This window comes from Dinoroseobacter sp. S124A (genome assembly GCF_049801015.1).
Classification (GTDB): Bacteria; Pseudomonadota; Alphaproteobacteria; order Rhodobacterales; family Rhodobacteraceae; genus Dinoroseobacter.
The window spans coordinates 126,880-153,827 of record NZ_JBNAGD010000005.1 but is presented as its reverse complement, the minus strand read 5'-3'; the positions used below and the strand labels follow the sequence as shown (position 1 = coordinate 153,827).

27 protein-coding genes are annotated in these 26,948 nt (G+C 64.0%); 15 read left to right on the top strand and 12 right to left on the bottom strand.

Translation table 11 applies throughout. The features are described from left to right. Positions 1 to 79 precede the first annotated feature (79 nt). Both ACP15I_RS13810 and ACP15I_RS13805 read right to left on the bottom strand, forming a co-directional pair. Entirely contained in the window at positions 80 to 961 is an 882-nt protein-coding gene (locus ACP15I_RS13810; protein ID WP_424975540.1) for a c-type cytochrome, read from the bottom strand. Positions 962 to 970: 9 nt separating this feature from the next. After that, positions 971 to 1,447 carry a c-type cytochrome gene (locus ACP15I_RS13805; RefSeq protein ID WP_424965112.1) on the bottom strand — a complete coding sequence of 159 codons (477 nt, stop codon included), beginning with the start codon at positions 1,445 to 1,447 and terminating at the stop codon, positions 971 to 973. Between the two features lie 310 nt (positions 1,448 to 1,757). Between ACP15I_RS13805 and sdhC the strand changes: the two genes are divergently transcribed. The 7 genes from sdhC (at position 1,758) to ACP15I_RS13770 (ending at position 8,538) form a co-directional block, all read left to right on the top strand. Beyond that, positions 1,758 to 2,141: a succinate dehydrogenase, cytochrome b556 subunit gene (gene sdhC, locus ACP15I_RS13800; protein WP_424965111.1), complete on the top strand. Its 384-nt coding sequence runs from the start codon at positions 1,758 to 1,760 to the stop codon at positions 2,139 to 2,141. An 11-nt stretch (positions 2,142 to 2,152) separates the two neighbouring features. Then, positions 2,153 to 2,524: a succinate dehydrogenase, hydrophobic membrane anchor protein gene (gene sdhD, locus ACP15I_RS13795; protein ID WP_424965110.1), complete on the top strand. Its 372-nt coding sequence runs from the start codon at positions 2,153 to 2,155 to the stop codon at positions 2,522 to 2,524. Between the two features lie 16 nt (positions 2,525 to 2,540). Continuing rightward, entirely contained in the window at positions 2,541 to 4,343 is a 1,803-nt protein-coding gene (gene sdhA / locus ACP15I_RS13790; protein ID WP_424975539.1) for a succinate dehydrogenase flavoprotein subunit, read from the top strand. Positions 4,344 to 4,485: 142 nt separating this feature from the next. Further along, the gene (locus ACP15I_RS13785; RefSeq protein ID WP_424975538.1) at positions 4,486 to 5,634 is read left to right on the top strand and encodes a hypothetical protein; all 1,149 of its coding nucleotides are present in this window, start codon (positions 4,486 to 4,488) and stop codon (positions 5,632 to 5,634) included. A 284-nt stretch (positions 5,635 to 5,918) separates the two neighbouring features. Then, positions 5,919 to 6,548, top strand: coding sequence for a glycosyltransferase family protein (locus ACP15I_RS13780; protein WP_424975537.1), 630 nt, complete (start codon positions 5,919 to 5,921; stop codon positions 6,546 to 6,548). 96 nt (positions 6,549 to 6,644) lie between these two features. Further along, on the top strand, positions 6,645 to 7,424 hold the full coding sequence (locus ACP15I_RS13775) for a succinate dehydrogenase iron-sulfur subunit (RefSeq protein WP_424965105.1): 780 nt from the start codon (positions 6,645 to 6,647) through the stop codon (positions 7,422 to 7,424). Positions 7,425 to 7,938: 514 nt separating this feature from the next. Further along, the gene (locus tag ACP15I_RS13770; RefSeq protein WP_424975536.1) at positions 7,939 to 8,538 is read left to right on the top strand and encodes a hypothetical protein; all 600 of its coding nucleotides are present in this window, start codon (positions 7,939 to 7,941) and stop codon (positions 8,536 to 8,538) included. Positions 8,539 to 8,636: 98 nt separating this feature from the next. On the opposite strand, the gene deoD is transcribed toward ACP15I_RS13770, so the two are convergent. Together deoD and ACP15I_RS13760 are read right to left on the bottom strand one after the other, a co-directional pair. Next, a complete protein-coding gene (gene deoD, locus ACP15I_RS13765) occupies positions 8,637 to 9,347 on the bottom strand; it encodes a purine-nucleoside phosphorylase (protein ID WP_424975535.1) in 711 nt (236 codons plus the stop codon). A gap of 155 nt (positions 9,348 to 9,502) precedes the next feature. Further along, the gene (locus ACP15I_RS13760; RefSeq protein WP_424975534.1) at positions 9,503 to 9,961 is read right to left on the bottom strand and encodes a hypothetical protein; all 459 of its coding nucleotides are present in this window, start codon (positions 9,959 to 9,961) and stop codon (positions 9,503 to 9,505) included. A 66-nt stretch (positions 9,962 to 10,027) separates the two neighbouring features. Between ACP15I_RS13760 and ACP15I_RS13755 the strand changes: the two genes are divergently transcribed. Continuing rightward, positions 10,028 to 10,558: a DUF4329 domain-containing protein gene (locus tag ACP15I_RS13755; RefSeq protein WP_424975533.1), complete on the top strand. Its 531-nt coding sequence runs from the start codon at positions 10,028 to 10,030 to the stop codon at positions 10,556 to 10,558. Between the two features lie 26 nt (positions 10,559 to 10,584). On the opposite strand, the gene ACP15I_RS13750 is transcribed toward ACP15I_RS13755, so the two are convergent. Beyond that, a complete protein-coding gene (locus ACP15I_RS13750; RefSeq protein ID WP_424975532.1) occupies positions 10,585 to 12,558 on the bottom strand; it encodes a protein meaA in 1,974 nt (657 codons plus the stop codon). 253 nt (positions 12,559 to 12,811) lie between these two features. Here ACP15I_RS13750 and ACP15I_RS13745 point away from each other — a divergent pair, with 253 nt between their 5' ends. The 7 genes from ACP15I_RS13745 to ACP15I_RS13715 all read left to right on the top strand — a co-directional run bounded on the left by ACP15I_RS13745 (position 12,812) and on the right by ACP15I_RS13715 (position 19,734). Continuing rightward, positions 12,812 to 14,203, top strand: a complete 1,392-nt coding sequence (locus tag ACP15I_RS13745) for a 1-acyl-sn-glycerol-3-phosphate acyltransferase (RefSeq protein WP_424965098.1) — start codon at positions 12,812 to 12,814, stop codon at positions 14,201 to 14,203. A 119-nt stretch (positions 14,204 to 14,322) separates the two neighbouring features. Further along, entirely contained in the window at positions 14,323 to 15,615 is a 1,293-nt protein-coding gene (gene ccrA, locus ACP15I_RS13740; protein WP_424965097.1) for a crotonyl-CoA carboxylase/reductase, read from the top strand. 209 nt (positions 15,616 to 15,824) lie between these two features. Next, the gene (locus ACP15I_RS13735; RefSeq protein ID WP_424965096.1) at positions 15,825 to 16,040 is read left to right on the top strand and encodes a hypothetical protein; all 216 of its coding nucleotides are present in this window, start codon (positions 15,825 to 15,827) and stop codon (positions 16,038 to 16,040) included. Next, positions 15,997 to 16,695: a helix-turn-helix transcriptional regulator gene (locus tag ACP15I_RS13730; protein WP_424965095.1), complete on the top strand. Its 699-nt coding sequence runs from the start codon at positions 15,997 to 15,999 to the stop codon at positions 16,693 to 16,695. The genes ACP15I_RS13735 and ACP15I_RS13730 overlap by 44 nt, the downstream gene beginning before the upstream one ends. A gap of 102 nt (positions 16,696 to 16,797) precedes the next feature. Further along, the gene (locus ACP15I_RS13725) at positions 16,798 to 17,418 is read left to right on the top strand and encodes an acyl-homoserine-lactone synthase (protein ID WP_424965094.1); all 621 of its coding nucleotides are present in this window, start codon (positions 16,798 to 16,800) and stop codon (positions 17,416 to 17,418) included. Positions 17,419 to 17,467: 49 nt separating this feature from the next. Further along, positions 17,468 to 19,006 carry an AAA family ATPase gene (locus tag ACP15I_RS13720; protein ID WP_424975531.1) on the top strand — a complete coding sequence of 513 codons (1,539 nt, stop codon included), beginning with the start codon at positions 17,468 to 17,470 and terminating at the stop codon, positions 19,004 to 19,006. After that, the gene (locus ACP15I_RS13715; RefSeq protein ID WP_424975530.1) at positions 19,003 to 19,734 is read left to right on the top strand and encodes an SDR family oxidoreductase; all 732 of its coding nucleotides are present in this window, start codon (positions 19,003 to 19,005) and stop codon (positions 19,732 to 19,734) included. Before ACP15I_RS13720 ends, ACP15I_RS13715 begins: the two co-directional genes overlap by 4 nt. A 13-nt stretch (positions 19,735 to 19,747) precedes the next feature. On the opposite strand, the gene ACP15I_RS13710 is transcribed toward ACP15I_RS13715, so the two are convergent. The 7 genes from ACP15I_RS13710 to ACP15I_RS13680 form a co-directional block, all read right to left on the bottom strand. After that, a complete protein-coding gene (locus ACP15I_RS13710) occupies positions 19,748 to 20,500 on the bottom strand; it encodes a TIGR02186 family protein (RefSeq protein ID WP_424965422.1) in 753 nt (250 codons plus the stop codon). Positions 20,501 to 20,504: 4 nt separating this feature from the next. Then, positions 20,505 to 21,422, bottom strand: coding sequence for a sulfite exporter TauE/SafE family protein (locus tag ACP15I_RS13705; RefSeq protein ID WP_424965091.1), 918 nt, complete (start codon positions 21,420 to 21,422; stop codon positions 20,505 to 20,507). Positions 21,423 to 21,480: 58 nt separating this feature from the next. Further along, a complete protein-coding gene (locus ACP15I_RS13700; protein WP_424965090.1) occupies positions 21,481 to 22,446 on the bottom strand; it encodes an ABC transporter permease in 966 nt (321 codons plus the stop codon). Positions 22,447 to 22,449: 3 nt separating this feature from the next. Beyond that, on the bottom strand, positions 22,450 to 23,088 hold the full coding sequence (locus ACP15I_RS13695; protein WP_424975529.1) for a LysE family translocator: 639 nt from the start codon (positions 23,086 to 23,088) through the stop codon (positions 22,450 to 22,452). After that, positions 23,085 to 24,206 carry an ABC transporter permease gene (locus ACP15I_RS13690; protein ID WP_424965088.1) on the bottom strand — a complete coding sequence of 374 codons (1,122 nt, stop codon included), beginning with the start codon at positions 24,204 to 24,206 and terminating at the stop codon, positions 23,085 to 23,087. The genes ACP15I_RS13695 and ACP15I_RS13690 overlap by 4 nt, the downstream gene beginning before the upstream one ends. A 1-nt stretch (position 24,207) precedes the next feature. Beyond that, positions 24,208 to 25,755, bottom strand: coding sequence for an ABC transporter ATP-binding protein (locus ACP15I_RS13685; RefSeq protein ID WP_424975528.1), 1,548 nt, complete (start codon positions 25,753 to 25,755; stop codon positions 24,208 to 24,210). Positions 25,756 to 25,831: 76 nt separating this feature from the next. Further along, complete coding sequence (locus ACP15I_RS13680; RefSeq protein ID WP_424965086.1) at positions 25,832 to 26,821, bottom strand: BMP family lipoprotein; 990 nt, start codon at positions 26,819 to 26,821, stop codon at positions 25,832 to 25,834. Between the last annotated feature and the right edge of the window lie 127 nt (positions 26,822 to 26,948).

The window sequence follows — 26,948 nt, the reverse complement described above, 5'->3', positions numbered from 1 at the left end:
TCATCACATGGGCGTGCCAGGCCCGCGCACAAGGCTGCGCGCGGATCTTTTGGCAAAGCTTCGCCGGTTCGCAGCCCTGTCACTCTACCGGAGGGAGAGCTTTCACATAGGCGGCGATGGCGTTGCGATCCTCGGCGGGCAGCTGCGCCATGTTTGTGATCACAGAGGCCATATGCCCGCCAGCCGAGTCGAAATCGGGGGTGAAGCCGGTTTCCAGATAGTAGGCGATGTCCCCGGCAGACCAGTCGAGCTGGGCCGGGGTGATCCCCGGGATCTTGCCCTGACCCGACGGGTTCGGGGCCCCGGCCATCCAACGCGCCGTTTCGAGACGTCCGAGGCTGTCGCGGGGCGTGTGGCATTCGGCGCAATGGGCCAAAGCCTCCACGAGGTAGCGCCCGCGCGGTGTGTCGCCGGCGGGCTGCACCCAGTCCGATGGCCCGTTCAGCAGTTTCCAGACCGCCACGCTGCGCCGGATATTGAAAGGAAAGCCAAGCTCGTGTGGCGCGCTGGGCGCGGTGCTCGGGGGGAGCGTGGCCATATAGGCCCAGAGGTCCGCCACGTCCTGCCGCTCCATCAGAGCGTAGGCCGTGAAGGGGAAGGCCGGGAAATAATGCATGCCGTCCGGCGACACGCCTCTCATCACCGCCGAGGCGAAGTCGAGCTCGGACCAACCGCCGATCCCGGCCTCGGGATCCGGCGAGATATTGGGCGCCACGAAGGTCCCGAAAGGCGAAGCGAAGCGCTGCCCCCCGGCGAGGACCAGACGATCCTCGCCCTTGGCGCCGGGGGCCGCGTGACAGGACGCGCAGCCCGCGGCGTGAAACACCTGAGCGCCAGCGACAGGATCGCCGGTCAGCCCCTCGAGCGCGGCCTCATCCAGCGGGGTCGCGCGCGTCAGAAAGAGGCCCAGAGACACCCCCGCCGCGATGAGCAGCAGGGCGATCCCGAAAAGACGTCCCATCGCCTGCGCTTAGCTTTCCGGCGCGCGATGCGCCTCGTGGCAGGACTTGCAGGTCGCGCCCAGAGGCCCAAGCGCCGGGCCGAGCGCGGCTTGACCATCGCCCGCGACAGCGGCGAGACCTTCGGCAGCCGTGGCCACGTCCTGCCACTTGGACAGGAAATCCGCGTTGTCTTCCCAGATGGAGGGCATGGCGCGGGTGCCGTCGATGCTCATGCTGTCCGATCCTTCCGGCCACATCGCCCCCTGGTGGAGCGAGGCAACGGCGACGAGATTGTCCGCCGCGGCCTGGGCCGCCTCGGCGTCATAGGGCACGTTCCCCCGGGCCATTCCGCCGAGCACGCCAATATTCAGCGCAATCAGCCGGAACTGGCCTTGCCGGGCCTTGAGCTGGTTCTCGTAAGACTGCGCTATTGCGAGGCTCGGGGTCATCGTGGCGAAGGCCGCGGCGCCGACAAGGGCGAGGGCAAAGCTGCGAGTGATCGACATCAGGGGCTCCTTATCCCATATTCTCTGCGACAGAATGTAGCACGGATTCAGGATCTGCCGACCACAACTTGGCGCAGGTGGCGAAAAAGGCGGGAAAAAACCGATTCTGGGTCAGGGCTTGGGCGGGGTGCGCTTATTGTGATCACACTTTTGTGGCGCGTGATCACAAATCGCCAGAATCCCTCTGGTTGCGCCAAATAACCGCGCCGGAAACCCGGATCGTGACAGTGTCAGGCCGTGACAGGGCCTCAAAACTCTTTATGCATATCTGCAAAGATCCCATTCGCCAGGACAAGCATGAGGTGCCGCTATGGCAGACGTGAACCGGGGGGACCGGCCCCTGTCCCCGCATATTCAGATCTATCGGCCGGAGCTGACCTCGGTCACCTCGATCCTGACCCGGATCACAGGCAACGCATTGCTGGTCGGGGCGTTGCTCTGCGTCTGGTGGTTGCTGGGTGCTGCAGCGGGTCCTGAATACTTCGCCTTCGTCGATGGGATCGTGACCTCCTGGTTCGGCAAGCTGGTCTTCTTCGGCTCGATCTGGGCGCTCTGGTACCACGCCCTCGCGGGCATCCGGCATCTCGTTTGGGATGCGGGTTACGGGTTCGAGCTCAAGGATGCCTACGCCATGGGATACATGGTGATCGGCGGCTCTGTCGTGCTCACCCTGATCACCGTTATCGCGCTCTGAGGGAGGCTGATATGGCATTTATGACCGACCGCAAACGCGCCGCCGGACTGGGCTCTGCCAAGACCGGGACCGAACATCACTGGCACATGCAGGTGAGCTCCGTCGGGCTCGTGATCCTCGTGCCGCTCTTCCTCTTCACCTTCGGGAGCGTCGTCGGCGCACCCTATGAAGAAGTGATCGCCTATCTTTCGCGGCCCTTCCCGGCCATCGTGACCGCGCTGATGCTGGTGGTGGGGTTCGACCATTTCCGCCACGGCGTGACCGTTGCGATCGAGGACTACGCCCAGGGTACGACCCGGAAGGCGCTGATTATTGCAATGACCTGCGTGAGCTACGGCGCGATGGCCACTGGCCTCTTCGCCATTGCCCGGCTCGCCCTGTGATCCCGAGGAGACCTTAATGTCTGCATACGAATACGAGACGCATAACTATGACGTCGTGGTCGTCGGGGCCGGGGGCGCTGGCCTCCGCGCGACGCTCGGCATGGCTGAGCAAGGGCTGCGCACGGCCTGTATCTCCAAGGTGTTTCCGACCCGCTCCCACACGGTGGCGGCCCAGGGGGGCATCGCCGCGAGCCTGAGCAATATGGGCCCGGACCACTGGCAGTGGCACATGTATGACACCGTCAAGGGCTCCGACTGGCTCGGCGATACGGACGCGATGGAATATCTCGCCCGCGAAGCCCCCAAGGCGGTCTACGAGCTGGAACATTACGGCGTGCCCTTCTCGCGCACCGAAGAGGGCAAGATCTATCAGCGTCCCTTCGGCGGCCACACCACCGAGTTCGGCGAAGGCCCGCCGGTGCAGCGCACCTGTGCTGCTGCGGACCGGACCGGCCACGCGATCCTGCACACGCTCTATGGTCAGTCGCTCAAGAACAACGCCGAGTTCTTCATCGAGTACTTCGCCATCGATCTGATCATGTCCGAAGACGGGCAGTGTCAGGGCGTGGTCTGCTGGAAGCTCGACGATGGCACGATCCACGTGTTTAACGCCAAGATGACCGTGCTGGCCACGGGCGGCTATGGCCGGGCCTATTTCTCGGCCACGTCGGCCCATACCTGCACCGGTGACGGAGGCGGCATGGTCGCGCGGCAGGGTCTGCCCCTGCAGGACATGGAGTTCGTGCAGTTCCACCCGACCGGGATTTACGGCGCAGGCTGCCTGATCACCGAAGGCGCGCGCGGCGAAGGCGGTTATCTGACCAACTCCGAAGGCGAGCGCTTCATGGAGCGCTACGCGCCGACCTACAAGGACCTCGCCTCGCGCGATGTGGTCTCACGCTGCATGACCATGGAGATCCGCGAAGGCCGCGGTGTGGGCGCCGAGGGCGACCATATCCATTTGCACCTGAACCACCTGCCGCCGGATACCCTGGCCGAGCGTCTGCCGGGCATCTCCGAAAGCGCGCGGATCTTTGCAGGTGTGGATGTGAACAAGGAGCCGATCCCGGTTCTGCCCACGGTGCATTACAACATGGGCGGCATTCCCACGAACTACTGGGGTGAAGTGCTGAACCCGACCGCCGACGAGCCCGACCGGATCGCGCCGGGCCTGATGGCCGTGGGCGAGGCGGGCTGCGCCTCGGTGCATGGGGCGAACCGCCTCGGCTCCAACTCCCTGATCGACCTCGTGGTCTTCGGCCGTGCGGCGGCGATCAAGGCGGGCCAGGTGGTGGATCCGAACTCCGCCAACCCGACCCTCAACCAGTCTTCCGTGGATGCGGCCCTCGGGCGCTTCGACGGTCTGCGTCATGCCAAAGGCACGGTCTCGACCGCCGAGCTGCGCCTCGAGATGCAGAAAACCATGCAGGCCGACGCGGCCGTCTTCCGCACCGACAAGACCCTCGCCGAGGGTGTCGAGAAGATGTACGGCGTGGCGGGCAAGGTCGATGACATCCAGGTCACCGACCGCTCAATGGTCTGGAATTCCGACCTCATGGAGACGCTCGAGCTCACCAACCTGATGCCGAACGCGCTGGCGACCATCGTTTCCGCCGAGGCCCGCAAGGAGAGCCGTGGCGCCCACGCCCATGAGGATTACGCGGATCGCGACGACGAGAACTGGCGCGTCCACTCCCTGTCCTATGTGAACGGCAAAGTGGACCTGGACACACGTCCCGTGCACCTCAACCCGCTTCTGGGGCATAACGAGGGCGGCATCGACCTCAAGAAGATCGCGCCGAAGGCCCGGGTCTACTAAAGATGAGTGTCCAAGGGCATGCGTCTTCCAATTGCGCGCATCGAAACCTGCGGTGCGCGCTTTGGCCCGTAAGTTCATGACGTGTGCTGCCACTTGTCGGACTGCCCAGACATCTGGTGCAGCAATCCGTTTGCTGTGAGACATGACGCTTTGTTCCGTCCTCATTGCGACCAACCAGTTTGCCCGTTGGGCAGGTTCGGAAATGGTTGCGACGGAATTTGCCGAAGCTTTTCGTGATCGGGGCTTTGACGTAACCTTGTTTACTAATGCCATATCCTCAGAACTTGCTGGCCCCCTTCTGGAGCGGGGGGTCACAGTTACGGATAGGCCGGAGGATGTGAACCTATGGCAGCACGATCTCGTCTACTGCCAGCACTCGGTGTTTGCACGCTTATTCGAAAAGCCCGTTCCAAAGCGTGGCGCTTTCCCGGTTTTTGTTTTTAATCATCTGTCTCCATACGCTCCGCTCGAAGTGCCAGGGCCACATTTCGAAAAAGCCTTTGGCGATATCATCCTGACAAACAGCCCGGAGACCCGCTCAGCGCTTGTGAACCATGACCCTGACCTCGAAGCCAGGGCAGAGGTTTTTCCAAATCCGGCACCGGCGAGCTTTCAACGGGGGGAACGCCCGCCCCGTGAAGCGTTGCGCCGACTGTTGTGCGTGTCAAACCACGTACCGACAGAGATGCGCCATGCTTTGCGCCATCTGGAGAAGGCCGGGGTCGCGGTAGTAAGAGTGGGGCGCAAGGATACGCCCCGACGGATTTCCCCCACAGATTTCGATGGAATAGACGCGGTCGTTTCCATTGGGAAGACTGTGCAATACGCGTTGGCCGCCCGGGTGCCCGTGTTCTGCTACGACCGATTTGGGGGGCCAGGCTGGTTATCGCACGACAATTTCGAGGCTGCGGCGGAGGCAAACTTCTCTGGCCGATGTATGCGCAACCCACGCGAAGCCGAGGTGCTGGCCGCAGAATTGCTCTCGGGATTTGCCGAAGCGGATCGGTTTGCCGTCGGGATGCCAGAGGAATTGCGCAGCCGCTTCTTTCTCGACCCGCTGCTTACATCTGTTCTTAAGCGGGCTGAGATACTCGCGGCAGATGAGATGAGGAGTGAAGTTGCGTTCTCAAAACTGGCCGGAGCGGAGTGGAAGGCCCGCTTGGAGGAGGAGCGCGCATTGGCAGAGACTGCGCGCAGGGATTTCCTGACGTCTTGGAGAGACTCCCAGAAACTTGACCGACGGAGACAACGCCGCCGACGCCTCAAACGTCTTTTTCGGTTGCCCCAATGACGACGGCCATGCCCATACGCTTGCTCTTACCCTGCCCGCGGCCGCGGCCCGGTCGCAGTTGGGGGGACTGGTTTTTCGCGTCAGCGCTCGGCAGGGCGCTCACGCGAGCTGGACGCGATATCAGGTTTGAGTTTCTCAGTCGGGCAAAGCGGAAGGGACGCCTGCACGTCCCCAGCCGGCTGTCGTTCCGACGCGAAATCGATTTGGTCATTCGCGGAAGTCATCCCTACCGCGCGCTATCAAAGCGCCCGTTCTTCCTTTGGGTCATTTCGCAACCAGACAGTTTGACGGAAGCGGAGTTGTCAGAGGCCGAGCACATTTTCGTCGCATCCAGGGGGTTTGCTGACATGCTGGCCGAGCGTGGCCTCCCTGCAAGCTACTTGCCGCAATGCACAGATCCCGAAATCTGCAACACAGCGCAGGCGGAGCCTCGGTTTGCCACCAATGTGCTTTTTGTGGGCAACCGTCGAGACTACGCACCACGTCCGGTGGTTGAGTATGCGCTCAATGCCGGTGCTGAGCTGGCGGTTTGGGGACGGGGCTGGGAGGGTAAGCTTCCCGAAGGCGTGCTGCGCGGACGCTCCATTGACTATAGTGACATTGGCAAGCACTACGGCGCCGCCCGCGTCGTGCTGAATGATCACACCGCGGACATGAAAACGCATGGGTTCCTGTCCAATCGTGCTTTCGACGTTCTGGCCTGCGGACGCCCGTTGCTGAACGAGCAGATGTCTGGCCTTCCGACAGATCTTGCTCCGTATATGCGCCTGTACACAGCAACGACCTTTGCGGCTCAACTTGAGGCCGCGCGTCAGGATGCGGAGCAAAACCGCGAAGAATTGGCGGAGCATGTGCAGGCCAATCACAGCTTTGACTGTCGCGCGCGGTCGATTCTCGATGTTATGGGGAATTGATACGATGGAATTCTGTCCCCAAGAACATTCAAACTCTGGTAAGGACTTGTTGCCACGCACCTCGGAGTGGTCGGTCCGCAATGTGAGGATAACCCTATGGTACAACTGACCCTGCCGAAGAATTCGACGATCCGCGTGGGCAAAACCTGGCCCAAGCCCGATGGGGCGACGAACCTGCGCAAGTTCCAGATCTATCGCTACGATCCCGATAGCGGTGAAAACCCGCGCGTGGACACCTATTGGGTGGACATGGACACTTGCGGGCCGATGGTTCTGGACGCGCTGATCAAGATCAAGAACGAGATCGATCCGACGCTGACCTTCCGCCGCTCCTGCCGCGAAGGGATCTGCGGGTCCTGCGCGATGAACATTGATGGCGGGAACACGCTGGCCTGTATTTACGGGATGGACGAGATCAAGGGCGACGTGAAGATCTATCCGCTGCCGCATATGCCGGTGGTCAAGGACCTGATCCCTGACCTGACCCATTTCTATGCCCAGCACGCGTCGATCATGCCTTGGCTCGAGACCAAGACAAACCGGCCGGCCACCGAGTGGCGGCAGTCCATCGAGGACCGCAAGAAGCTCGACGGGCTGTATGAATGCGTGATGTGCGCGTCCTGCTCCACCTCCTGCCCGAGCTATTGGTGGAACGGGGACCGCTATCTTGGGCCGGCCGCGCTGCTGCACGCCTATCGCTGGATCATCGACAGCCGCGACGAGGCCACGGGCGAGCGTCTGGATGACCTGGAGGATCCCTTCAAGCTCTATCGCTGCCACACGATCATGAATTGTGCCAAGACCTGCCCCAAGGGGCTGAACCCGGCCAAGGCCATCGGCGCGATCAAGAAGATGATGGTCGAACGTCAGGTCTGAGACCTGTCTCATCGACGCGTTCCGGACAGGCAGGCCTTTAAGGTCTGCCTGTTTGCGTTTGACCAGACCACCTGGCGGCCCGCATCCCGAGACCTTTCCAGAGGGCGCGATGGGACGGCGGGTGGCACCTGAGCTTGGGCGACACCTATGGCATTGTTTCCAATCGCGATCCTGATCGTCTTTCTGCTGATGTACCTCATGCGGACCCGACGCACGCGGATGTGCCGCTGGCGGCGCCGCGGCTCTCAGGATTGGCGCTGCGCGGCATGTGGCGCCGTTGCTGTCACTGGCGATCAAAAGATGCCTAAAATATGCCTAAGAAATCAGTGAGATATTCGCAAAACGAAAAGATTGTTGGCTGAAAAACGGGCATTGTGATAACATTGAAGGGCTTGGGGCTGTATTGTTCACGCTTTCGGGCTGTTTTTTTAACGTGGTGCTTTTGTTTCGCGCCAAATCTTTGAGGTTCACAATGTTTCCTAAATTGAAGCCAATCCTTGTTGCCGCCTTTGTCATGACACCTCTTCCGGCACTGGCTATTCCATCACTGAGTTTCCTGATCGATGGCGATACGTTCAGCCAGCCGTATTCCTTCACCAACACCTCCGATGCGGGCGAGATGATCACGGCCTTCTCCATTGATCTGAGTGGCACGGCGCTGGTCTTTGACCCTGTCGATGGCGGTGCGCCGGGCAATGGCTCTGGCGGGACGGCCTTTGCGGCGACCGGGGGGACGGATGTCACGACCGGCCTGACCGGGAGCACGGTTGTCGATGGTGGCACCACGCTCGACATCCTGTTCAACAATTTCGATGCGGGCGAGACGTTCAGCTTCCTGCTCGATGTGGATCCGGCCGATCCCAATGCGCCGACGCCGACCGTGCTCGGCAACGAGATGATCGGGGCCACGGCGGCGATCAATTTCTCGGATGGTCAGCAGCTGACAGGGATCTTCGCGGCGGTGGGGGGCAACCCGGATGCGGCGGCCTTCACGGCCACGGGTCTGGCACCGATCCCGCCCGTGCCGCTGCCGGCACCGGCGCTCCTGACGCTTTCGGCCCTGGGGACACTGGGTGCCATGAGCTGGCGTCGGCGCAAGGCCAAGGCGGGCTAAGCCACGCGCGCGACCGGGCACTCCCGCCGGTGGCACAGCAGAACAGCCCTGCGATTGCGCAGGGCTGTTTCTGTTTCAGCTCAGGTGGTTATCCCGGGCTAGTCTGCGTCGAAGGCGGCGTGCAGCGCGATCTCGACCATGTCCCCGAAGCTTGACTGCCGATCGGCGGAGGGCAGGGCCTCTTCGGTGATCAGATGGTCCGACACGGTCAGCACGGCGAGGGCCCGGCGGCCATACCGGGCGGCGAGAGTATAGAGCTCGGCGGCCTCCATTTCCACGGCGAGGACGCCGTGACGGGTCATCTCTTCGTTCAGATCGGGGCGTTCGTCATAGAACACATCTGACGAATAGATCCCGCCCACGTGAACCTTGGTGCCCTTGGCCAGGGCGGCCGCCTCGGCGGCCTTGAGCAGGCTCCAATCGGCGCAGGGTGCGTAGTTCAGCTCGCGGAAGATGCCGCTGGACGGGGTCGAGATTGACGAGCAGGTCATGGCGAGAATGACATCGCGCAGGGCCACATGCTCCTGCATCGCGCCGGTGGAGCCGATGCGGATCAGGGTTTGTGCGCCATATTCCTGGATCAGCTCATTGGCATAGATCGACAGGCTGGGCATGCCCATGCCGGAGCCGTGGATGGTCACGCGGTTGCCGCGCCAGGTGCCGGTGAAGCCCAACATGCCCCGCACTTCGTTCACGCAGACCGGGTCGTCGAGATAGGTTTCGGCGGCCCATTTCGCGCGCAGCGGATCACCGGGCATGAGGACGGTTTCGGCGATCTCGCCGGGTTTGGCTCCGATATGGACGGTCATGGAAAGCTCCCTGTTTGCGCCTCAGTATAGCGGGCGCGCGGGCGGCGGAAAGCGCTGCCTGACCCGGTCGGCCTCCTGTCGGCTCCCTGTCGGACATGTGTCGGGCAAGTGTCGGGCACCGGCGCGCGCCGGGGTCAGATCCGGTTAACCTGTCTTTACTCGGCGAGGCTGGAGAACCGGCTCTCAGCGGGGTCCCAGACCATGGCCTCGACGCAAGGCCGCAGGTTGGTGCCGCCGCAATCGCTGCCATGGCGCTGGTTCAGCACCACGGTCATGGGGCCCAGACGCTCGACGCTCCAGCCTTTGGAGAGGCGCCGCGTCACCGTCTCGCCCACCGCGAACAGGACCGAGCAGCCCCCGGTCCCGCAATAGAGGCTCGCGGAGCTGGAGCAGCGCAGCTTGCCCAGATCGAGGACCAGATCCATGGTGCCGTCCCCGGTCAGGTCGGTCCGGGTCGTGGCCTCCCATGGGACCTCGAGCGTGCCGTTCTCGAAAGCCGCGCAATCGGTGCGGGCGGTCTCGATCTCGGCCTGCAGCGCGGCGGGCAGGTCCTGCGCCGGGGCGGCGCTGGCGGTGAGCAGGGCGAGGGCAAGCGAGGCGAGGGCAGAGCGCATGAGAGATCCTTTGCGCGGGGCGCGTTGGGGGCTAGGGTTCGGACCAGTATAAGGAGTGCGTGTCCCATGCCGAGAGATTTGTTCCGTGCCGCATTGGTCGGGGGTGTTCTGGCGCTGCCTGGGGGTATGGCGGTGGCCGAGAGCGACGAGATCGCCTTCATGCGGGCGCTGTTTGCGGAGCTGCAGGTCAAGTCGATCCGCAAGAATCGCGAGTATTGCGGCTATGTGGGCTACACCGATGACGGGGATCTGGTGGCGACCAAGGCGCAACGGGGCCGGTCGGACAGTTGCGCGCCGGACTGGCCCGAGGATTTCGACCCGGTGGCCTCCTATCACACCCATGGGGGCTATGACCCCAATGCGTGGTCCGAGATCCCCAGTGGCGATGACATGGAGGCCGATGAAGAGGACGGGGTGGACGGCTATATCGCCACGCCGGGCGGGCGGATGTGGTATGTGGACAGCTCGGAGATGATCGCCAGCCAGATCTGCGGTGTCGGTTGCCTGCCGATGGACGGCGATTTCGAACCGGAGACCGAGATCGTGGTCCAGCAGAGCTATGCCTATGAGGAGCTGATCGAGATCCTAGAAGACTAGGGGCGGGGGCCCGCAGGCCGCCCGCGTTACTCCGCCGCGACAGGCTGTGCGTCCACGAGGCCGACGATGTCGAACATGATCCGGTTCAGCTCGAAATCCTTGGGGGTATAGACCTTGGCCACGCCCATGGCGCGGAGCCGGTCTGCATCATCGTCGGGGATGATGCCGCCTACGACCACCGGGATATGGGTGAGGGCTTCGTCGCGCATCCGGCCCATGAGCTCTTCGATCAGGGGGATGTGGGAGCCCGACAGGATCGACAGGCCGACCACATGGGCGTCCTGCTCGCGGGCGGCTTTGACGATTTCCTCGGGCGTCAGGCGGATGCCTTCATAGGTGATGTCCATGCCGCAATCGCGGGCCCGGGCGGCGATCTGCTCGGCGCCGTTGGAGTGGCCGTCGAGGCCGGGCTTGCCCACGAGGAACTTGAGCTTGCGGCCCAGCTTGGTGGAGACGGCAGAGACCGCGTCGCGGATCTCGTCCAGACCTTCGGTGCGGTTCGAGGGGTTCGACGACACGCCGGTGGGTGCGCGGTACTCGCCGAAAGACTTGCGGATCTCAAGCCCCCATTCGCCCGTGGTGACGCCGGCCTTGGCGGCGGCGATGGAGGCGGGCATCACGTTGACGCCGGACATGGCGGCCTCGCGCAGGTCGGCCAGCGCCTTTTGCGCGGCGTCTTCGTCGCGGGCGGCGCGCCAGGCCTCAAGGCGTTGGATCTGGTCGGCTTCGACGGCGGGGTCGACGACCATGATGCCGCCATCGGCATCCACCAGCGGCGAGGGCTCGCCCTGCTGGTACTTGTTCACGCCGACCACGGTGGTCTCGCCGATCTCGATCCGGCCGAGGCGGTCGGAATTCGCCTCCACCAGACGGGACTTCATGTATTCGATCGCGGCCACGGCGCCGCCCATCCCGTCGATGGTGGCGAGCTCGGCGCGCGCGCCTTCCTTCAGCTCGGCGACCTTGCGGTCCACCGCCGGGTTGCCGTCAAAGAGGTCATCATATTCCAGAAGGTCGGTTTCCAGCGCCATGATCTGCTGCATGCGCAGGGACCATTGCTGGTCCCAGGGGCGGGGCAGACCGAGCGCTTCGTTCCAGGCCGGGAGCTGCACAGCGCGGGCGCGGGCGTTTTTCGACAGGGTGACGGCCAGCATCTCGATCAGGATGCGGTAGACGTTGTTCTCGGGCTGCTGCTCGGTCAGGCCGAGGGAGTTCACCTGCACCCCGTAGCGGAAGCGGCGGAATTTGGGGTCCTCGACGCCATAGCGCTCGCGGCAGATCTCGTCCCAGAGCTCGACAAAGGCGCGCATCTTGCACATCTCGGTCACGAAGCGGATGCCTGCATTCACGAAGAACGAGATGCGGCCCACCATGGCCGGGAAATGCTCGGCCGGAACCTTGTCCTTGAGATCATCCAGCACGGCGGTGGCGGTGGCAAGTGCGAAGGCGAGCTCCTGCTCGGGCGTCGCACCCGCCTCCTGCAGGTGGTAGGAACACACGTTCATCGGGTTCCATTTGGGCAGATGCTCGCGCGTATAGGCGGCCACGTCGGTGATCATCCGCAGGCTCGGCTTGGGCGGGCAGATATAGGTGCCGCGGCTGAGATATTCCTTGATGATGTCGTTCTGCACCGTGCCCTGCAGCTTGGAGACATCGGCGCCCTGTTCCTCGGCTACGGCGATGTAGAGCGACAGCAGCCAGGGCGCGGTCGCGTTGATCGTCATCGAGGTGTTCATCTGATCAAGGGGGATGTCCTTGAAGAGCGCGCGCATATCGCCCAGATGCGCCACCGGCACGCCGACCTTGCCCACTTCGCCCCGGCTCAGGACATGGTCGCTGTCATAGCCGGTCTGGGTCGGCAGGTCGAAGGCCACGGAAAGACCGGTCTGCCCCTTGGCGAGGTTGCCGCGATAGAGCGCGTTGGAGGCTTCGGCCGTGGAATGGCCCGCATAGGTCCGAAACAGCCAGGGGCGGTCTTTCTTGATCTCGGTCATCAACATCCTCGTGAATCACTTGCCGCAATGATCTTGCGTTTGGCTGGGTTCTACGGAAACTTTATGTCCGTGTCAATTCGCTGCAACGCAACAGAGCGCACGCAGAAAGCCACGCGCGACCCGGCCCGGTTTTACCGGATCGCGGCCCGCTTGTCCCCTGTTCAGTCCCGTGCTGCGGCAACGGGAACCGCCGGGCCCTGCGAGCGGGGGCGGTCGGCTTTTTCTGGACCCGTTGCGCCGCATGGCCCAAGCTGGCCCCATGACGGAGACGATTGCGGTCCCCCTATGGCTCTTTGTGTTGGTCATCCTCTTCGCGGCGGTGACCTTTGCCTCGCATTTCCTCTTCCCTTCGGTGCGCTGGTTCATTCGCCGCCGGTTCGAACGGGCGGTGGCGCGGCTCAACACGCGGCTCGCGCGGCCCATCGAGCCGTTCAAGCTCATGCGGCGGGCGGATAATATCAACCGGCTGCTCTATGATCCCAAGGTGATTGAGGCGGTGGTGGCCTATGCCAAGGCCGAGGGCGTGCGCGAGGATGTGGCCTTTGAAAAGGCCCGTGGCTATGCGCGCGAGATCGTGCCGGGGTTTTCGACGGCCACCTATTTCGGCTTTGCAATCCGGGTCGGACGCTGGCTGACCCGGGCGCTTTACCGGGTGCGGATCGAGCGGGTGGATGTCTCGGTCGCGGGGATCGACCCGGAGGCGACCGTGGTTTTTGTCATGAACCACCGGTCCAACATGGATTACGTGCTGGTCACGTGGCTTGTGGCCGAGAACACGACCCTGTCCTATGCGGTGGGCGAATGGGCGCGGATCTGGCCGCTGAACTGGCTGGTCCGGGCCTCAGGCGCGTATTTCATCCGGCGGCGCAAGCTCAACCCGCTCTATCGGGCGGTTCTGGCGCGCTATGTCCAGATGGCGCGGGAGGCCAAGGTGACCCAGGCGATCTTCCCCGAGGGCGGGCTGTCGCGGTCCGGACATCTGGGGCCGCCGAAGTTGGGCCTGCTGAGCTATCTCTGGGACGGGTTCGATCCAGAGACGGGGGCGGATGTGGTCTTTCTGCCCGTGGGGCTGAACTATGACCGGGTGTTCGAGGATGCCTCGCTGGTCGCCGCGCGCCCCGAGGGCCGGTTCAAGCTGGCCTGGGGCCGGGTTCTGGGCGCGGTGCTGCCGGAGATCTGGCCGATCCTGCGCGGGCGGCAGCGGTTCGGCTATGCGGGGGTGAGTTTTGGCGCGCCGCTGTCCATGCGGGCGGCCTATCTGGCGGGCGGCACCGTCGAGGATCTGGGGCAGGAGCTGATGACCCGGGTGGGGGCTGCGGTGCCGCTTCTGCCGGTGCCGTTGGTGGCCGATATCCTGCTGGCCCATCCCGAGGGGATCGCGCGGGAGGATCTCGACCGGCTCTTTGCCGCGCGCAGTGCGGTGCAGCCCGCGAGCCCCCTGATCGAGGACCGGCTGCCCCCCGACCTGAAGGCGGAGGACGGGCTGAAGGTGCTGCGCCGCCGGGGCTTTGTGCGCGAGACGGCGGGGCGGATCGAGGTGCCCTCTGCTGCGGTGCAGATCCTGGAGTATTATGCCCGCACGGTGCCCAAAGGTTCACAAAGCCCGCCAAGCCCCCCTACAGAGACAGAAAAATTCGCGGCTGCGACATAAAATTTCACAAACCAGACGTTTTTCGTTTGCAATGTTGCGGCGCGCCCCATATTCCCCTCGTGAGCACTGCAGCAATTTGATTCTGCGCTGCGGAAACCGTTTTTTACGAGGAGGCCCAGATGGCGCTGGATGTAGATCAATCCCTTGTGTCCTACGACGCACCGGAGAAGGACCTGTATGAACTGGGCGAGATGCCCCCGCTGGGCTATGTGCCCAAGCAGATGTACGCTTGGGCGATCCGCCGCGAGCGTCACGGGGAGCCCACCGAGGCGATGCTGCAGGAAGTGGTCGATGTTCCGACCCTCGACAGCAACGAGGTGCTGGTGCTCGTGATGGCCGCGGGCGTGAACTATAACGGTGTCTGGGCCGCGCTCGGCCAGCCGATCAGCCCCTTTGACGGCCACAAGCAGCCCTATCACATTGCCGGCTCCGATGCTTCGGGCATCGTCTGGGCCGTGGGCGACAAGGTCACCCGCTGGAAAGTGGGCGACGAGGTGGTTGTGCATTGCAACCAGGACGATGGCGATGATGAAGAGTGCAATGGCGGCGATCCGATGTATTCGTCCAGCCAGCGGATCTGGGGCTATGAGACGCCGGACGGGTCGTTCTCGCAGTTCACCCGCGTGCAGTCTCAGCAGCTCATGGCGCGTCCCAAGCACCTGAGCTGGGAAGAGAGCGCGTGCTACACGCTGACCCTGGCCACGGCCTATCGGATGCTGTTCGGGCACGAGCCCCATGACCTCAAGCCGGGCCAGAACGTGCTGGTCTGGGGCGCGTCGGGCGGTCTCGGCTCCTATGCGATCCAGCTGATCAACACTGCAGGCGCAAATGCGATCGCCGTGATCTCGGATGAGGACAAGCGCGACTTCGTCATGGGCCTTGGGGCCAAGGGCGCGATCAACCGCAAGGACTTCAACTGCTGGGGGCAGCTGCCCACCGTGAACACGCCTGAGTATAAGGAGTGGTTCACCGAGGCGCGGAAGTTCGGCAAGGCGATCTGGGACATCACCGGCAAGGGTGTGAATGTGGACATGGTCTTCGAGCACCCGGGCGAGAGCACCTTCCCGGTCTCGACCTTGGTCTGCAAGAAGGGCGGCATGGTCGTGATCTGCGCGGGCACCACCGGCTTCAACTGCACCTTCGACGTGCGCTACATGTGGATGCACCAGAAGCGTCTGCAGGGCTCGCACTTCGCGCATCTCAAGCAGGCCTCCTCGGCCAACAAGCTGATGCTGGAGCGGCGGCTCGATCCGTGCATGTCCGAGGTCTTCCCCTGGGCGGAGCTGCCGGAGGCGCATATGAAGATGCTGCGCAACGAGCACAAGCCGGGCAATATGAGCGTGCTGGTGCAGGCGCCGCGGACCGGCCTGCGGACGTTTGAGGACACGCTAGAGGCGAGTAAATCGGCCTAACTTCTTCTTAACGAATCAATGAAAGGCTCGCGGCACAACCAGTGCTGCGAGCCTTTGCTTTTGACCCAATCCAGTCGTTTCAAGGCATTCAAGCACTTAGATTCGCGCCCCTCACTATTTCTGGGGAGGTTTTTTTCGCGAATACCGGGGGCAAATCCCTCGTGCTATAGTTGTGTTAATGTTTCGTTAACCTTTGGAAAGAAACACTCATGGCACAAGACTGGATTGTTGATGTTCTCGCGGATCTCCGGAGTTTTGCCCTTCAAAACGGCCTGACTTCATTGGCTGAACAACTGGACGACACCATGCTGGTGGCGGCCACGGAATTGGCTCAATCGACCGAGGACGAACCCAACGCTTTGGAGAGACATGCCCCGCGGGTTGGAATCGTTTCTGGAGGATTTGCAGGCGGCAAGATCGCTTGATGACGTGCAGGCACGGCTCTTCACCTTGCGTGATGAGCTAGAGGTCGAGAACTTCGCCTATCACTGCCTCGACGCCAGCGGGAACAAATACGGCGCGATGACCTACGATGCCCCCTGGGTGAAACGGTACATCGAACAAGATTACGCCCGCGTCGATCCAGTGATCAAAGGCACGTATCAGAGGTTCAACCCCGTAGACTGGAAGCAGCTCGACTGGTCTCCCAAAGCGGCCCGGGAGTTCATGGGAGAGGCGCTTCAGACCGGGGTGGGGAACCAAGGCCTCTCGGTGCCGATCCGGGGCCCGAACGGACAGTTCGCGGTCTTCTCGGTTAACAACAAGGCCAGCGACTCAGGCTGGGAATCATACCGTAAGGAGTACCTGCAGACCTTCATCCTTGCCGCGCATTTCATCAATCAGCGCGCATTGGAGCTCGAAGAAGATATAAATCCACCCATGAAGCCCCTGTCGCCCAGGGAATCAGATGCGCTCACACATCTGGCCAACGGATTGAGCCGTGGCCAGGTCGCCGACAAGCTGAAGATTTCCGAGCATACTCTAAGGGTTTACATCGAAAGCGCGCGGTTCAAACTGGGCGCGGCCAACACCACTCACGCTGTTGCGCGGGCGATGATCAGGGGGCTGATCGTCGTCTAAATACCCCTATGTGCAGGATTTTTTTGCCTGCGACCGCTAGGAAATCCTTAACCAGGTCCGGGCGTAGCTTCCTCTCGTTTTCGCAACAAGAGGGCCGCCCCCATGATCCGTTTCATCTACGCAGACCAGCTTAACGCTTACCCCCGTCTCCGTGACACCATGTTCCGGGATCGGGCTGAACAGTTCTCCGTGCGCCTCAAATGGGACGTCACCGTGGACGCGAATGGCTTTGAGCGCGACGAGTACGATGCCGTCAATCCGATCTATGTGATCTATGAACTGCCCGATGGCACCCATGGCGGATCCATGCGGATCCTGCCGACCACCGGGCCGACCATGATCAATGATCACTTCCTGCACCTGACCGATGGCGTGGCGATCCAGAGCCCGCTGATCTGGGAATGCACCCGGTTCTGCCTGTCGCCGCGCGCCGACAGCAAGGTGGCCGGGGCGCTGATGCTGGCCGGGGCCGAATTCGGCGTGGCCTCGGGCCTGACCCATTCGGTCGGTGTCTTCGATGCGCGGATGACCCTGGTCTACCGCCGCCTCGGCTGGATCCCGGAAATCCTCGGCCAGGAAGGTGAGGGCCGCAGCGCCGTCGCCGTTGGCCTCTGGCCGATGGAAGCAGATCTCCGCGAGCGTCTCGCCGCCCGCATCGGTATCAGCCGCGAGATCAGCTGCCATTGGTACGAACGCGCGTTTGGTCCGAGCTTGGCGGCCTGACGGATCATTCGCGCTGGTGGGGGCGGGAGGCGTTGGCTAGTGTCGCACCATGACCGCCCCCGCCGTAATCTTCTCTGACGATCAGGCCGATGCCTATGATCGGGTCGCCGATGCCCTTGCTGCCGCTGGGGTGGATCTGGCCGATGAAACCCTGATGCCGCCGCGCGAGGGGGCCGCCTCTTCGGTCCTCGCCGTTCTGGGCAAGGCCGGATCGGGCAAGACGCTGCTTCTGGCGCGGCTCGCCGATGATCTGGTGAAGGCCGGGGTCGAAGTGGTTTCGGGCGATTGGGAGGGCCGCCGCCGCAAGGATCGCCGCACGCTCGCCATCCTGGCCCCCACGAACAAGGCCGCCTCGGTGCTGCGGATGCGCGGGGTTCCGGCCACGACGATCCACCGGATCCTGTATACGCCGGTCTATAATCCGGAATACGAGCGGATCGCCGATTGGCTCGCCGGATCGGGCGACAGGCCAGAGGTCGAGGGGCTGACGGATGAGGCGCTGGACCGGGCCAAGACCTTTTATGAGGCCCATAGCTCAATCCCCGGCGCGCTGGCCGCCGCAGGGTTGCGGGGTTCGGATTTCATCACCGGTTGGAAGCGGCGTGAAGACCCGTTAGACATTGGTTTCGTTGACGAATCTTCGATGCTGGACGAACGACAATTCGATGATCTGCGCGAGATTTTCCCGACCCTATGCCTGTTCGGTGACCCGGCCCAGCTGCCCCCGGTGGGGCAGTCGGGCAAGATGGTTTTTGATACATTGCCCGCGCCCCGGCAGCTAGTCCTGAGCCGGATCCACCGGCAGGCCGAAGACAACCCGATCCTCGATCTGGCCCATGCGTTGGCCGATCCCGAGGTCGATTTCAACCGGTTCGAGCGCATGATCGAGGAGGCCGCCGCGCGGGATGAGCGCGTGGTCGTGCAGGGTCGGGTCGAGGCATCGCTGATGGCCCGCTCGCCCGCGCTGGTCTGGCGGAATGCCACGCGGATCCGGATGATCCACGCCTTTCGGGCGGCCTATGATGCCCCTGCCGATGCGCTGCTCGAGGGCGAGCCGCTCATCTGCGATGGGCTGGAGCTGCCCCTGAAACACCGGAAAAAGCGGATCGATCTGGAGGCGCGCGGCCTGATCAAAGGCGCGCAGGTGATCTATCTGGGGCCCGGGCGGAAGCCGGGTTTTTCGAAGCTGCATGTGGTCGGGGCGGAGGCCCCCGAGGTTTCGGCGGCCTCGATCGTCAAGATCGAGCTGCCCGATGAGGAAGAGCCTTTCATTCCCTACGCGGCGCGGATGGGGGCGACGTTCCTCCATGGGGCGGCGGTGACGATCCATAAAGCTCAGGGAAGTCAATGGGATACGGTGCAGGTCTTTGGGCCGGACCTCTCGGCGGCGGCGTGGGCCGGCCGGGTCGAAGCGGGCCAGCCCTTGTGGAAACGTCTGGCCTATGTGGCGATCACCCGCGCGCAGGAGCGGCTGATCTGGGTGACGCGGGCCCGGCTCGCGCGGCCGGACGGGCCGCTGTCCGTAACGGATCTGAAAGCTGCGCCTGCCAAACTGACCCTTGAGCCCACGGAGGAGGATCCCCGATGAGCAAATCGATTCTGATCACCGGTGCGAGCGGCGGTATTGGCGCCGCGGTGGCCGAGAAGTTTCTCGCCGAGGGCTGGCAGGTGGGCCTGCTGGCGCGGCGGGCCGATGCGCTGGACGCGGTGCGGGCGGGGCGCGCGAACGGGCATGTTCTGAACGCGGATGTCTCGGATCCGGAGGCGGTGGAGGCCGCGTTCGCGGCCTTTGACGCGGCGGTCGGGCAGCTCGATGTTCTGTTCAACAATGCCGGGATTTTCGTGCCCGCAGCGATGATTGACGAGGTGCCCGTGGCCGATTGGGATCGCGCCCTGGCGGTGAACCTGACGGGGATGTTTCTCGCCGCCCGAGCGGCTTTTGGGCGGATGCGGCGGCAGGATCCGGCGGGCGGGCGCATCATCAACAATGGCTCGATCTCGGCTCATGTGCCGCGCGAGGGGGCGGTGTGCTACACCGCGACCAAGCACGCGGTCACGGGGCTGACGCGGCAGCTTTCGCTGGATGGGCGGCCCCTCGGGATCGCCTGCGGGCAGATCGATATCGGCAATGCCCGGACCGAGCTTCTGGAGGGGATCGACGCGGCCGCGCGCGCGCGTGGGGAGCCGCCGACCCCGATGATCGAGACCGATGCGGTTGCGGATGCGGTCTGGTCCATGGCCACGCTGCCGCTGGAGGCGAATGTCCAGTTCATGACCCTGATGGCGACGAAAATGCCTTATATCGGAAGGGGTTAGGGCTGGGTCCAGCCTAGCCCTTGATATAGCGGAACACGGCTGACGCGCTCCACCCCGCGGCGATGGCAATCGCCAGAGACAACAGGCCGTAGATGAGCGGACGCTCATGGGCGAGGTTGTAGATCCACCGTTCCAACCCGACCTTGCGCACATCGATGGCGGTCTCGAACTCGTCGATCACCTGCTTGTTGCGGGTGAGGAAGATTCGCGTGCGGTAGCTGCCTTCGGTGAGGTTCGCCGGCAGGGCGAACTCGGTGGAAAACAGCGTTTGCGACCGCAGCAGCACCGCGGATTCCCGGGTCTGGTAGAGGTCTTCGCTGGCCCGGATCCGCACCAGCGCATCGGTGAACTGGTCAAGCTCTTCGGCGGCACCGCTATCGATGGCGCGGATCGCTGTCCGCGTCGTGATCTTGTGGCGCAGGTCTTCGGTCTGGCTCAGGATCTTGTCCAGCGGCGCCGAGGTGGCCACCGCGTAGAAGGTCGGGGCCGCGTCGATCTCGGCAGCTGCCGTGTTCACCCAGATGCCCGCCACCTTGGATTTGCGCCGGATCGTGACCGGCTCGGGCGGTCCCTCGACGGCGATGATCACGCCCAGATCGTTCTCGGGCGGGATCTCGGTTTCGCGTTTCACCGCGCCATAGATCAGGATCTCGGAGCCGTCGAAATTCGCGGTGATCGAAACGCGGGTCTGGCTCAGATCGGCGACGACGGTTTCAGCCTGCAGGGGCAGGGCCAGCAGCAGGAGCAGGAGAAGACTGCGCAGGATCACATCAATGCCCCCCTGCGCCGATGGAATAGAGCTCGGACGGCATCACCAGCAGGTCGAAGGCCAGCTTGCCACAGACCAGCAGCACGAGAGCCGCGAGCAGTACGCGGAGCTGCTCGGCCTTGAGCTTAGTGCCGATGGCGGTGCCGATCTGGGCGCCGATCACGCCCCCGATCAGCAGGAGCACCGCAAGCGCCATGTCGACGGTGAAGTTCGTGGTCGCATGGAGCAGCGTGGTGAAGGCGGTCACAAAGATGATCTGGAAGAGCGAGGTCCCGACCACCACCTTGGTGGGCATGCCCAGCACGTAGATCATCGCGGGCACCATGATGAAGCCGCCGCCCACACCCATGATCGCCGCGAGGATGCCGACAAAGAAGCCCACGATCAGCGGTGGGATCACCGAGATATAGAGGCCCGAGGTCCGGAACCGCATCTTGAAGGGCAGGCTGTGCACCCAGCCGCGCTGCCGCCGTGCGGGCGGGGCGCCGCCGGATTTCTTGGACTTGCGGATCGCATTCAGGCTCTCGACGAACATCAGGCTGCCGACCACGCCTAGGAAGACCACGTAGCAGAGCTTCACCAGCAGATCGACCTGGCCCAGCGATTTCAGGTAGTTGAACAGGACCACACCGACCGCGGCGCCCAAGAGACCGCCCACCAGCAGGACGGTCCCCATTCGGAGATCCACGGTCTTTCGCCTGAGATGGGCGAGCACGCCGGAGAAGGAGGAGGCGACGATCTGATTCGCCTCGGTCGCGACGGCCACGGCGGGCGGAATGCCGATAAAGAACAGAAGCGGCGTCATCAGGAACCCGCCCCCGACGCCAAACATGCCCGAGAGGACCCCGACGATCCCCCCCAGTCCCAGAAGTAGGAACGCGTTAACCGAAACCTCGGCAATGGGGAGGTAAATTTGCATGGCTCAGCTTAGTCGTGGCGGTACGTCGGACGCAATGGGCGCACCGACGCAGATTGGCTTAGCGCTCCTTAACATAGGGTTCCCCACCTGCGCGAGGGGGGATTGCCTTGCCAACGAACCCGGCGAGGATCACGACCGTCAGAATATAGGGAAGCGCCTGCATGAGCTGCACCGGAATCGGGATGCTCAGGATCTCGATATTCTGGAAGCGGTTGGCGATGGCCTCGAGAAACCCGAAGAGCAGGCAGGCCATGAGCGCGTACCAGGGGCGCCATTTCGCAAAGATCAGGGCGGCGAGGGCGATGTAGCCCCGACCTGCCGTCATGTCCTTGACGAAGCCCGCCGAGAGGCCGGTGGCCAGATAGGCGCCCGCCAGCCCGCAAAGCAGGCCGCAGATCCCGACAGCCGCATAGCGCAGGCCCACGACCGAGATCCCGGCGGTGTCCACGGCGGCCGGGTTCTCGCCCACCGCGCGCAGGCGCAGACCGAACCGGGTCCGGAACAGGATGTACCAGGTCGCGGGGACGGCCAGCATCGCGACATAGACGAGGATAGTGTGGCCCGAGATCAGCTCGTAATAGATCGGTCCGAAGATCGGCACGCCTTGCAGCGCCTCGGCAAAGGGCAGGGTGATCGGCTCGAACCGTGCGCCACCGAGGAGGGAGGGCGTGCGTCCGCCCTGGCTGAACCAGCTCTGGGCGATCAGGACCGTCAGCCCGGCGGCGAGGAAGTTGATCGCCACGCCCGAGATCAGCTGGTTGCCGCGAAAGGTGATCGAGGCCAGCCCGTGGATCGCCGAGAACAAAAGCGCGGCAAAGATCCCCGCCAAGAGCCCGACCCAGACCGAGCCTGTGACCGCCGCGACGGCCGCCGACAGGAAGGCAGCGGCGAGCATCTTGCCCTCCAGCCCGATATCGAAGATCCCCGCCCGCTCCGAGAAGAGCCCGGCGAGGCAGGCCAGCAGGAGCGGGGTCGCGAGGCGGATCGTGCTGTCGAGGACCTGCAGGAGGGTGGCGAAATCCATGGCTCAGATCCTCGTCGTCAGAAGTTTGAAGCTGGCAAAGGCGAAGAACGCGCCCAGCGCGCCCTCGACCCAACGCCGCCCCGAGAGGTAGAGGCGCCGCATGGGCGGGGAGGCAAAGACCAACCCCCAGAGCCCGTGGCCGATAAAGGAATTCAGGAAGGCTCCGGCAACGAAGACCGCGATCACGGGCCAGGGGGCGGCGGCCAGTCCACCAAGGCTCGCGATGGCGATCCAGAAGAAGATCGCCTTGGGGGTCGTGACCTGCAGCAGAAAGCCCCGCAGGGCGAGCCGGCGGGCCGAGGCCTGCACCGTGGTTGCGCTGGGCGGTGGGGGCGGGCTCGCGGCCCGGCGAAACGCGCCATAGGCCAGCCAGGCGAGATAGCCCGCGCCGATCAGTTTCAGGACCAGCACGGCCTCGGCCAGTTGCGCGAAGATCACCGTCAGGCCGAGCACCGTGGCGAGCGACAGGACGATGGCCGCACTGCCGATCCCGGCGCAGGTCAGCAGGGCCGCCCGGGCCCCTTGCGTGGTCCCAACCCCGAGGAGCAGGGCCACCGCGGGGCCGGGGGACATGACCCCGACCAGCTGGATGCCCCAAGCCGCGAGCAGCGCGGGCATGTAGTCCCAGATCGGGCCGGTCATTCCGCGGGCTCCGAGGCGGCTTTGGCGGCCTTGCGCTTGTTCAGCGCCATGAAGACCTTCTCGACCGGCATCCGGACCATGTTGTCCAGCGCGCCGGTAAAGAGGATCACGAGGGCCTGGATCACCACGATCAGCTCGCGCGGGATGCTGGTCCAGAGCGCCAGCTCGGCGCCGCCCTGATAGAGGAAGCCGAAAAGGATCGCGGCAAGGAACACGCCCACCGGGTGGGAACGCCCCATCAGCGCCACGGCGATGCCGATGAAGCCCGCGCCCTCGACCGCGTTGAGCACCAGCCGCTCGGCCTCGCCCATCACGTTGTTGATCGCCATCATGCCCGCAAGCCCGCCGGAAATCAGCATGGCGGCCATGATGATCTTGGTCGGCCCGTAGCCCGCATAGACGGCGGCGGTCTCGGAATTGCCATAGGTCCGGATCTCGTAACCGAGCCGCGTGCGCCAGATCAGCAGCCAGAAGAGGTAGCAGGCCAAGAGCGCGATCAGCAGGCTGACATTGGCCGGGGCCGAACGCGAGAACTCGATCCCCAGCGGAGCCAGCAGATCATGGAGCGTCGGCAGGTGGCTGCCCTCGGGGAATTTCGCCGTGGCCGGATCCATGTTCCCCTCGGGGCGCAGGACATTGACCAAGAGGTAGTTCAGCAGAGCGGCCCCAATGAAGTTGAACATGATCGTCGTGATCACGATATGGCTGCCGCGCTTTGCCTGCAGATAGGCGGGGATCGCCGCCCAGGCCGCGCCAAAGACCGCGCCGCCGATGATCGCCACAGGCAGGATCAGGATCCAGTGGGGCAGGGGCAGGTAGAGACAGACCAGCGCCACGCCGAGCCCGCCCAGCATGGCCTGACCCTCGCCGCCGATATTGAACATCCGGGCGTGGAAAGCGACGGCGACCGCGAGGCCGGTGAAGATGAAATTCGTCGCGTAATAAAGGGTATAGCCCCAGCCATAGGTGGAGCCGAGCGCGCCCGTGATCATCAGTTTGAGCGCTTCCCACGGGTTCTCGCCAATGGCCACGATCACCAGCCCGGAGATCACGAAGGCGATCAGAACGCTGAGCAGGGGCACCAGCAGGGCATCGGCCCATTTCGGCATGCGGTCCATGTCAGGCAACCTCCGTCTGGGTGTCAGTGATCCCGGCCATCAGGAGCCCGAGCTCCTTTTCGTCCGTGGCATGGGCCGGGCGTTCGCCCATGATCTGGCCGTCGAACATCACCGCGACCCGGTCCGAGAGGGCGAGGATCTCTTCGAGCTCGACCGAGACCAAAAGGATGGCCTTGCCCGCGTCGCGCAGGGCGATGATCTGCTGGTGGATGAATTCGATCGCGCCGATATCCACGCCGCGGGTCGGCTGCCCCACGAGCAGAAGCTCGGGGTTGCGTTCGATCTCGCGCGCGAGCACGATCTTTTGCTGGTTGCCGCCGGAGAAGTTCTTGGCCGAGAGCCAGCAATTGGCGGGGCGCACGTCGAACCGGGCGATCTTGCCCTCGGCATCGGTACGGATCGCCTTGTTATCCATCAGGAAACCGCGATTGAAGGCGGGGTCCTCGTGATAGCCGAGGGCGACGTTTTCCCAGGCGTGGTATTCCATGATCAGGCCCTCGGCCTGCCGATCCTCGGGCACATGGGCGATGCCGCGCGCGCGCCGGGTCTTGCCGTTGGAATGCTTGCCGCTCAGGTCGATCTCGGTCCCGTTCAGGACCACGCGGCCCGTGGCGGTGATCATCCCGCCCAGCACTTCGAGCAATTCGGACTGGCCGTTCCCGGCCACCCCGGCAATGCCCAGCACCTCGCCCGCGCGCACGTCAAAGGAGATCCCCTTGACCCGCTCGACCCCCTGGTCATCGACCACGCGCAGGTTCTCGACCTGCAGGATCGGGGCGCCGGGCTGGGCCGGGGTCTTGTCCACCCGCAGCAGAACCTTGCGCCCCACCATCAGCTCGGCGAGCTGTTCCGGGCTGGTCTCGGCGGTTTTGACCGTGGCGGTCATCTGGCCGCGGCGCATGACCGAGACCGTATCCGTGGTCTCCATGATCTCGCGCAGCTTGTGGGTGATCAGGATGATCGTCTTGCCCTCGGCCTTGAGCCCTTCGAGGATCCGGAACAGGTGGTCCGCCTCGGCCGGGGTCAGCACCCCCGTGGGCTCGTCCAGGATCAGGATGTCGGCCTTGCGGTACAGCGCCTTGAGGATTTCGACCCGCTGCTGGTGGCCGACGCTCAGATCTTCGATCAGGGCGTCCGGATCCACGTTGAGCTCGTATTCATCCGATAGCTCCTTGAGGAGCTTGCGCGCCTTGGCCAGCGACGGGCGCAACAGCGCGCCCTCTTCGGCGCCGAGCACGACATTCTCGAGCACCGTGAAATTCTCGACCAGCTTGAAGTGCTGGAACACCATGCCGATCCCGGCGCGGATCGCGGCCTGGCTGTCGGGGATCTGGGTCAGGTCGCCCTTGATGTAGATCTCGCCCGCATCGGCCTTGTAGAACCCGTAGAGGATGCTCATCAGCGTGGACTTGCCCGCGCCATTCTCGCCGATGATCCCGTGGATGGTCCCGGGCATGACCCGGATTGAGATGTCCTTGTTGGCCTGGACCGGCCCGAAGGCTTTGGAAATGCCGCGAAGTTCAATCGCGGGCGCCTGCGTGTCTGCCATATGCCCCACCCCGTTCTGGTCTGGCGCGCGCAGGCCAGAGGGCCCGCGCGCACCGGTCGTGTCGTCTGCGTCTGGTTTACATCACCGGGCAGGTGTTGTCGGACATGTAGTCATGGACGGTGATCTCGCCGGAGATGATCTTGGCCTTGGCGGCCTCCACGGCGGCCATCATGTCCTCTGTGACCAGATCTGCGTTGAACTCGTCCACCGCATAGCCAACGCCCTCTTCGGCGAGGCCGAGCACGCGGAAGCCGGTCTCGAAGCCCGGGCCGTCGGACATGGCTTCATAGACGGCGTTGTCCACGCGTTTGAGCATCGAGGTCAGGACCTCACCCGGGAAGAGATAGTTCTGGTTGCTGTCCACGCCGATCGAGAGGATGTCCTCATCGGCTGCGGTCTGCAGCACACCGACGCCGGTACCGCCCGCAGCGGCATAGACCACATCCGCGCCCTGGCTGATCTGGGCACGGGTCAGCTCGCCGCCCTTCACCGGGTCATTCCAGGCCGCCGGGGTGGTGCCGGTCATGTTCTCGATCACGGTGGCCTCGGGATTGGCCGCCTTGACGCCCTGGGCATAGCCGCAGGCAAATTTGCGGATCAGCGGGATATCCATGCCGCCGATGAAGCCCACGGTGCCGGATTCCGAAGCCATGCCCGCCATCATGCCCACGAGGTATGAGCCCTCATGCTCGTTGAACACAACCGAGCGCACATTCGGGGCGTCCACGACCATGTCGATGATCGCAAAGCTCGTATCCGGGTAATCCGGTGCCACCTCGCCCAGCACGTTGCCAAAGGCAAAGCCGGTCATGACAATGGGGTTGTTGCCCGCCTCGGCAAAGCGGCGCAGGGCCTGCTCGCGCTGGGCCTCGGAGGTCAGCTCGATCTCGCGGTAGCTGCCGCCGGTCTCTTCGACCCAGCGCTGGGCGCCGGTATAGGCCGCCTCGTTGAAGGATTTGTCGAACTTGCCGCCCAGATCGAAAATCAGCGCGGGCTCGGCATAGGCCGCGCCGGCGGACAGCGCCATTGCCCCAGCGGCACCGAGCAGTTTCTGCATCATGGTCATCTTACGTCTCCCAGTTGGTTTCGGGCTGCGGGTGCCTCTGACTCGGGTCACCCTGCACGCACAAGCAGATCGAATGATCGGGCCAAGTAAGGCGGGGCCTCCGGGTAAGGTCAACAGGATTCCGGGT

What these genes read in the sequence shown, in the direction of transcription:
- ACP15I_RS13785 (WP_424975538.1), top strand. Translation starts at nt 4,486, where the DNA reads ATGACGCTTTGTTCCGTCCTCATTGCGACCAACCAGTTTGCCCGTTGG.
- ACP15I_RS13770 (WP_424975536.1), top strand. Translation starts at nt 7,939, where the DNA reads ATGACACCTCTTCCGGCACTGGCTATTCCATCACTGAGTTTCCTGATC.
- ACP15I_RS13690 (WP_424965088.1), bottom strand. Translation starts at nt 24,206, where the DNA reads ATGGACCGCATGCCGAAATGGGCCGATGCCCTGCTGGTGCCCCTGCTC.
- ACP15I_RS13680 (WP_424965086.1), bottom strand. Translation starts at nt 26,821, where the DNA reads ATGACCATGATGCAGAAACTGCTCGGTGCCGCTGGGGCAATGGCGCTG.
- ACP15I_RS13810 (WP_424975540.1), bottom strand. Translation starts at nt 961, where the DNA reads ATGGGACGTCTTTTCGGGATCGCCCTGCTGCTCATCGCGGCGGGGGTG.
- sdhC (WP_424965111.1), top strand. Translation starts at nt 1,758, where the DNA reads ATGGCAGACGTGAACCGGGGGGACCGGCCCCTGTCCCCGCATATTCAG.
- ACP15I_RS13755 (WP_424975533.1), top strand. Translation starts at nt 10,028, where the DNA reads ATGCCGAGAGATTTGTTCCGTGCCGCATTGGTCGGGGGTGTTCTGGCG.
- ACP15I_RS13700 (WP_424965090.1), bottom strand. Translation starts at nt 22,446, where the DNA reads ATGGATTTCGCCACCCTCCTGCAGGTCCTCGACAGCACGATCCGCCTC.
- ACP15I_RS13805 (WP_424965112.1), bottom strand. Translation starts at nt 1,447, where the DNA reads ATGTCGATCACTCGCAGCTTTGCCCTCGCCCTTGTCGGCGCCGCGGCC.
- ACP15I_RS13735 (WP_424965096.1), top strand. Translation starts at nt 15,825, where the DNA reads ATGGCACAAGACTGGATTGTTGATGTTCTCGCGGATCTCCGGAGTTTT.
- sdhD (WP_424965110.1), top strand. Translation starts at nt 2,153, where the DNA reads ATGGCATTTATGACCGACCGCAAACGCGCCGCCGGACTGGGCTCTGCC.
- ACP15I_RS13725 (WP_424965094.1), top strand. Translation starts at nt 16,798, where the DNA reads ATGATCCGTTTCATCTACGCAGACCAGCTTAACGCTTACCCCCGTCTC.
- ACP15I_RS13720 (WP_424975531.1), top strand. Translation starts at nt 17,468, where the DNA reads ATGACCGCCCCCGCCGTAATCTTCTCTGACGATCAGGCCGATGCCTAT.
- ACP15I_RS13695 (WP_424975529.1), bottom strand. Translation starts at nt 23,088, where the DNA reads ATGACCGGCCCGATCTGGGACTACATGCCCGCGCTGCTCGCGGCTTGG.
- ACP15I_RS13715 (WP_424975530.1), top strand. Translation starts at nt 19,003, where the DNA reads ATGAGCAAATCGATTCTGATCACCGGTGCGAGCGGCGGTATTGGCGCC.
- ACP15I_RS13750 (WP_424975532.1), bottom strand. Translation starts at nt 12,558, where the DNA reads ATGTTGATGACCGAGATCAAGAAAGACCGCCCCTGGCTGTTTCGGACC.
- ACP15I_RS13760 (WP_424975534.1), bottom strand. Translation starts at nt 9,961, where the DNA reads ATGCGCTCTGCCCTCGCCTCGCTTGCCCTCGCCCTGCTCACCGCCAGC.
- ACP15I_RS13685 (WP_424975528.1), bottom strand. Translation starts at nt 25,755, where the DNA reads ATGGCAGACACGCAGGCGCCCGCGATTGAACTTCGCGGCATTTCCAAA.
- ACP15I_RS13745 (WP_424965098.1), top strand. Translation starts at nt 12,812, where the DNA reads ATGACGGAGACGATTGCGGTCCCCCTATGGCTCTTTGTGTTGGTCATC.
- sdhA (WP_424975539.1), top strand. Translation starts at nt 2,541, where the DNA reads ATGTCTGCATACGAATACGAGACGCATAACTATGACGTCGTGGTCGTC.
- deoD (WP_424975535.1), bottom strand. Translation starts at nt 9,347, where the DNA reads ATGACCGTCCATATCGGAGCCAAACCCGGCGAGATCGCCGAAACCGTC.
- ccrA (WP_424965097.1), top strand. Translation starts at nt 14,323, where the DNA reads ATGGCGCTGGATGTAGATCAATCCCTTGTGTCCTACGACGCACCGGAG.
- ACP15I_RS13775 (WP_424965105.1), top strand. Translation starts at nt 6,645, where the DNA reads ATGGTACAACTGACCCTGCCGAAGAATTCGACGATCCGCGTGGGCAAA.
- ACP15I_RS13705 (WP_424965091.1), bottom strand. Translation starts at nt 21,422, where the DNA reads ATGCAAATTTACCTCCCCATTGCCGAGGTTTCGGTTAACGCGTTCCTA.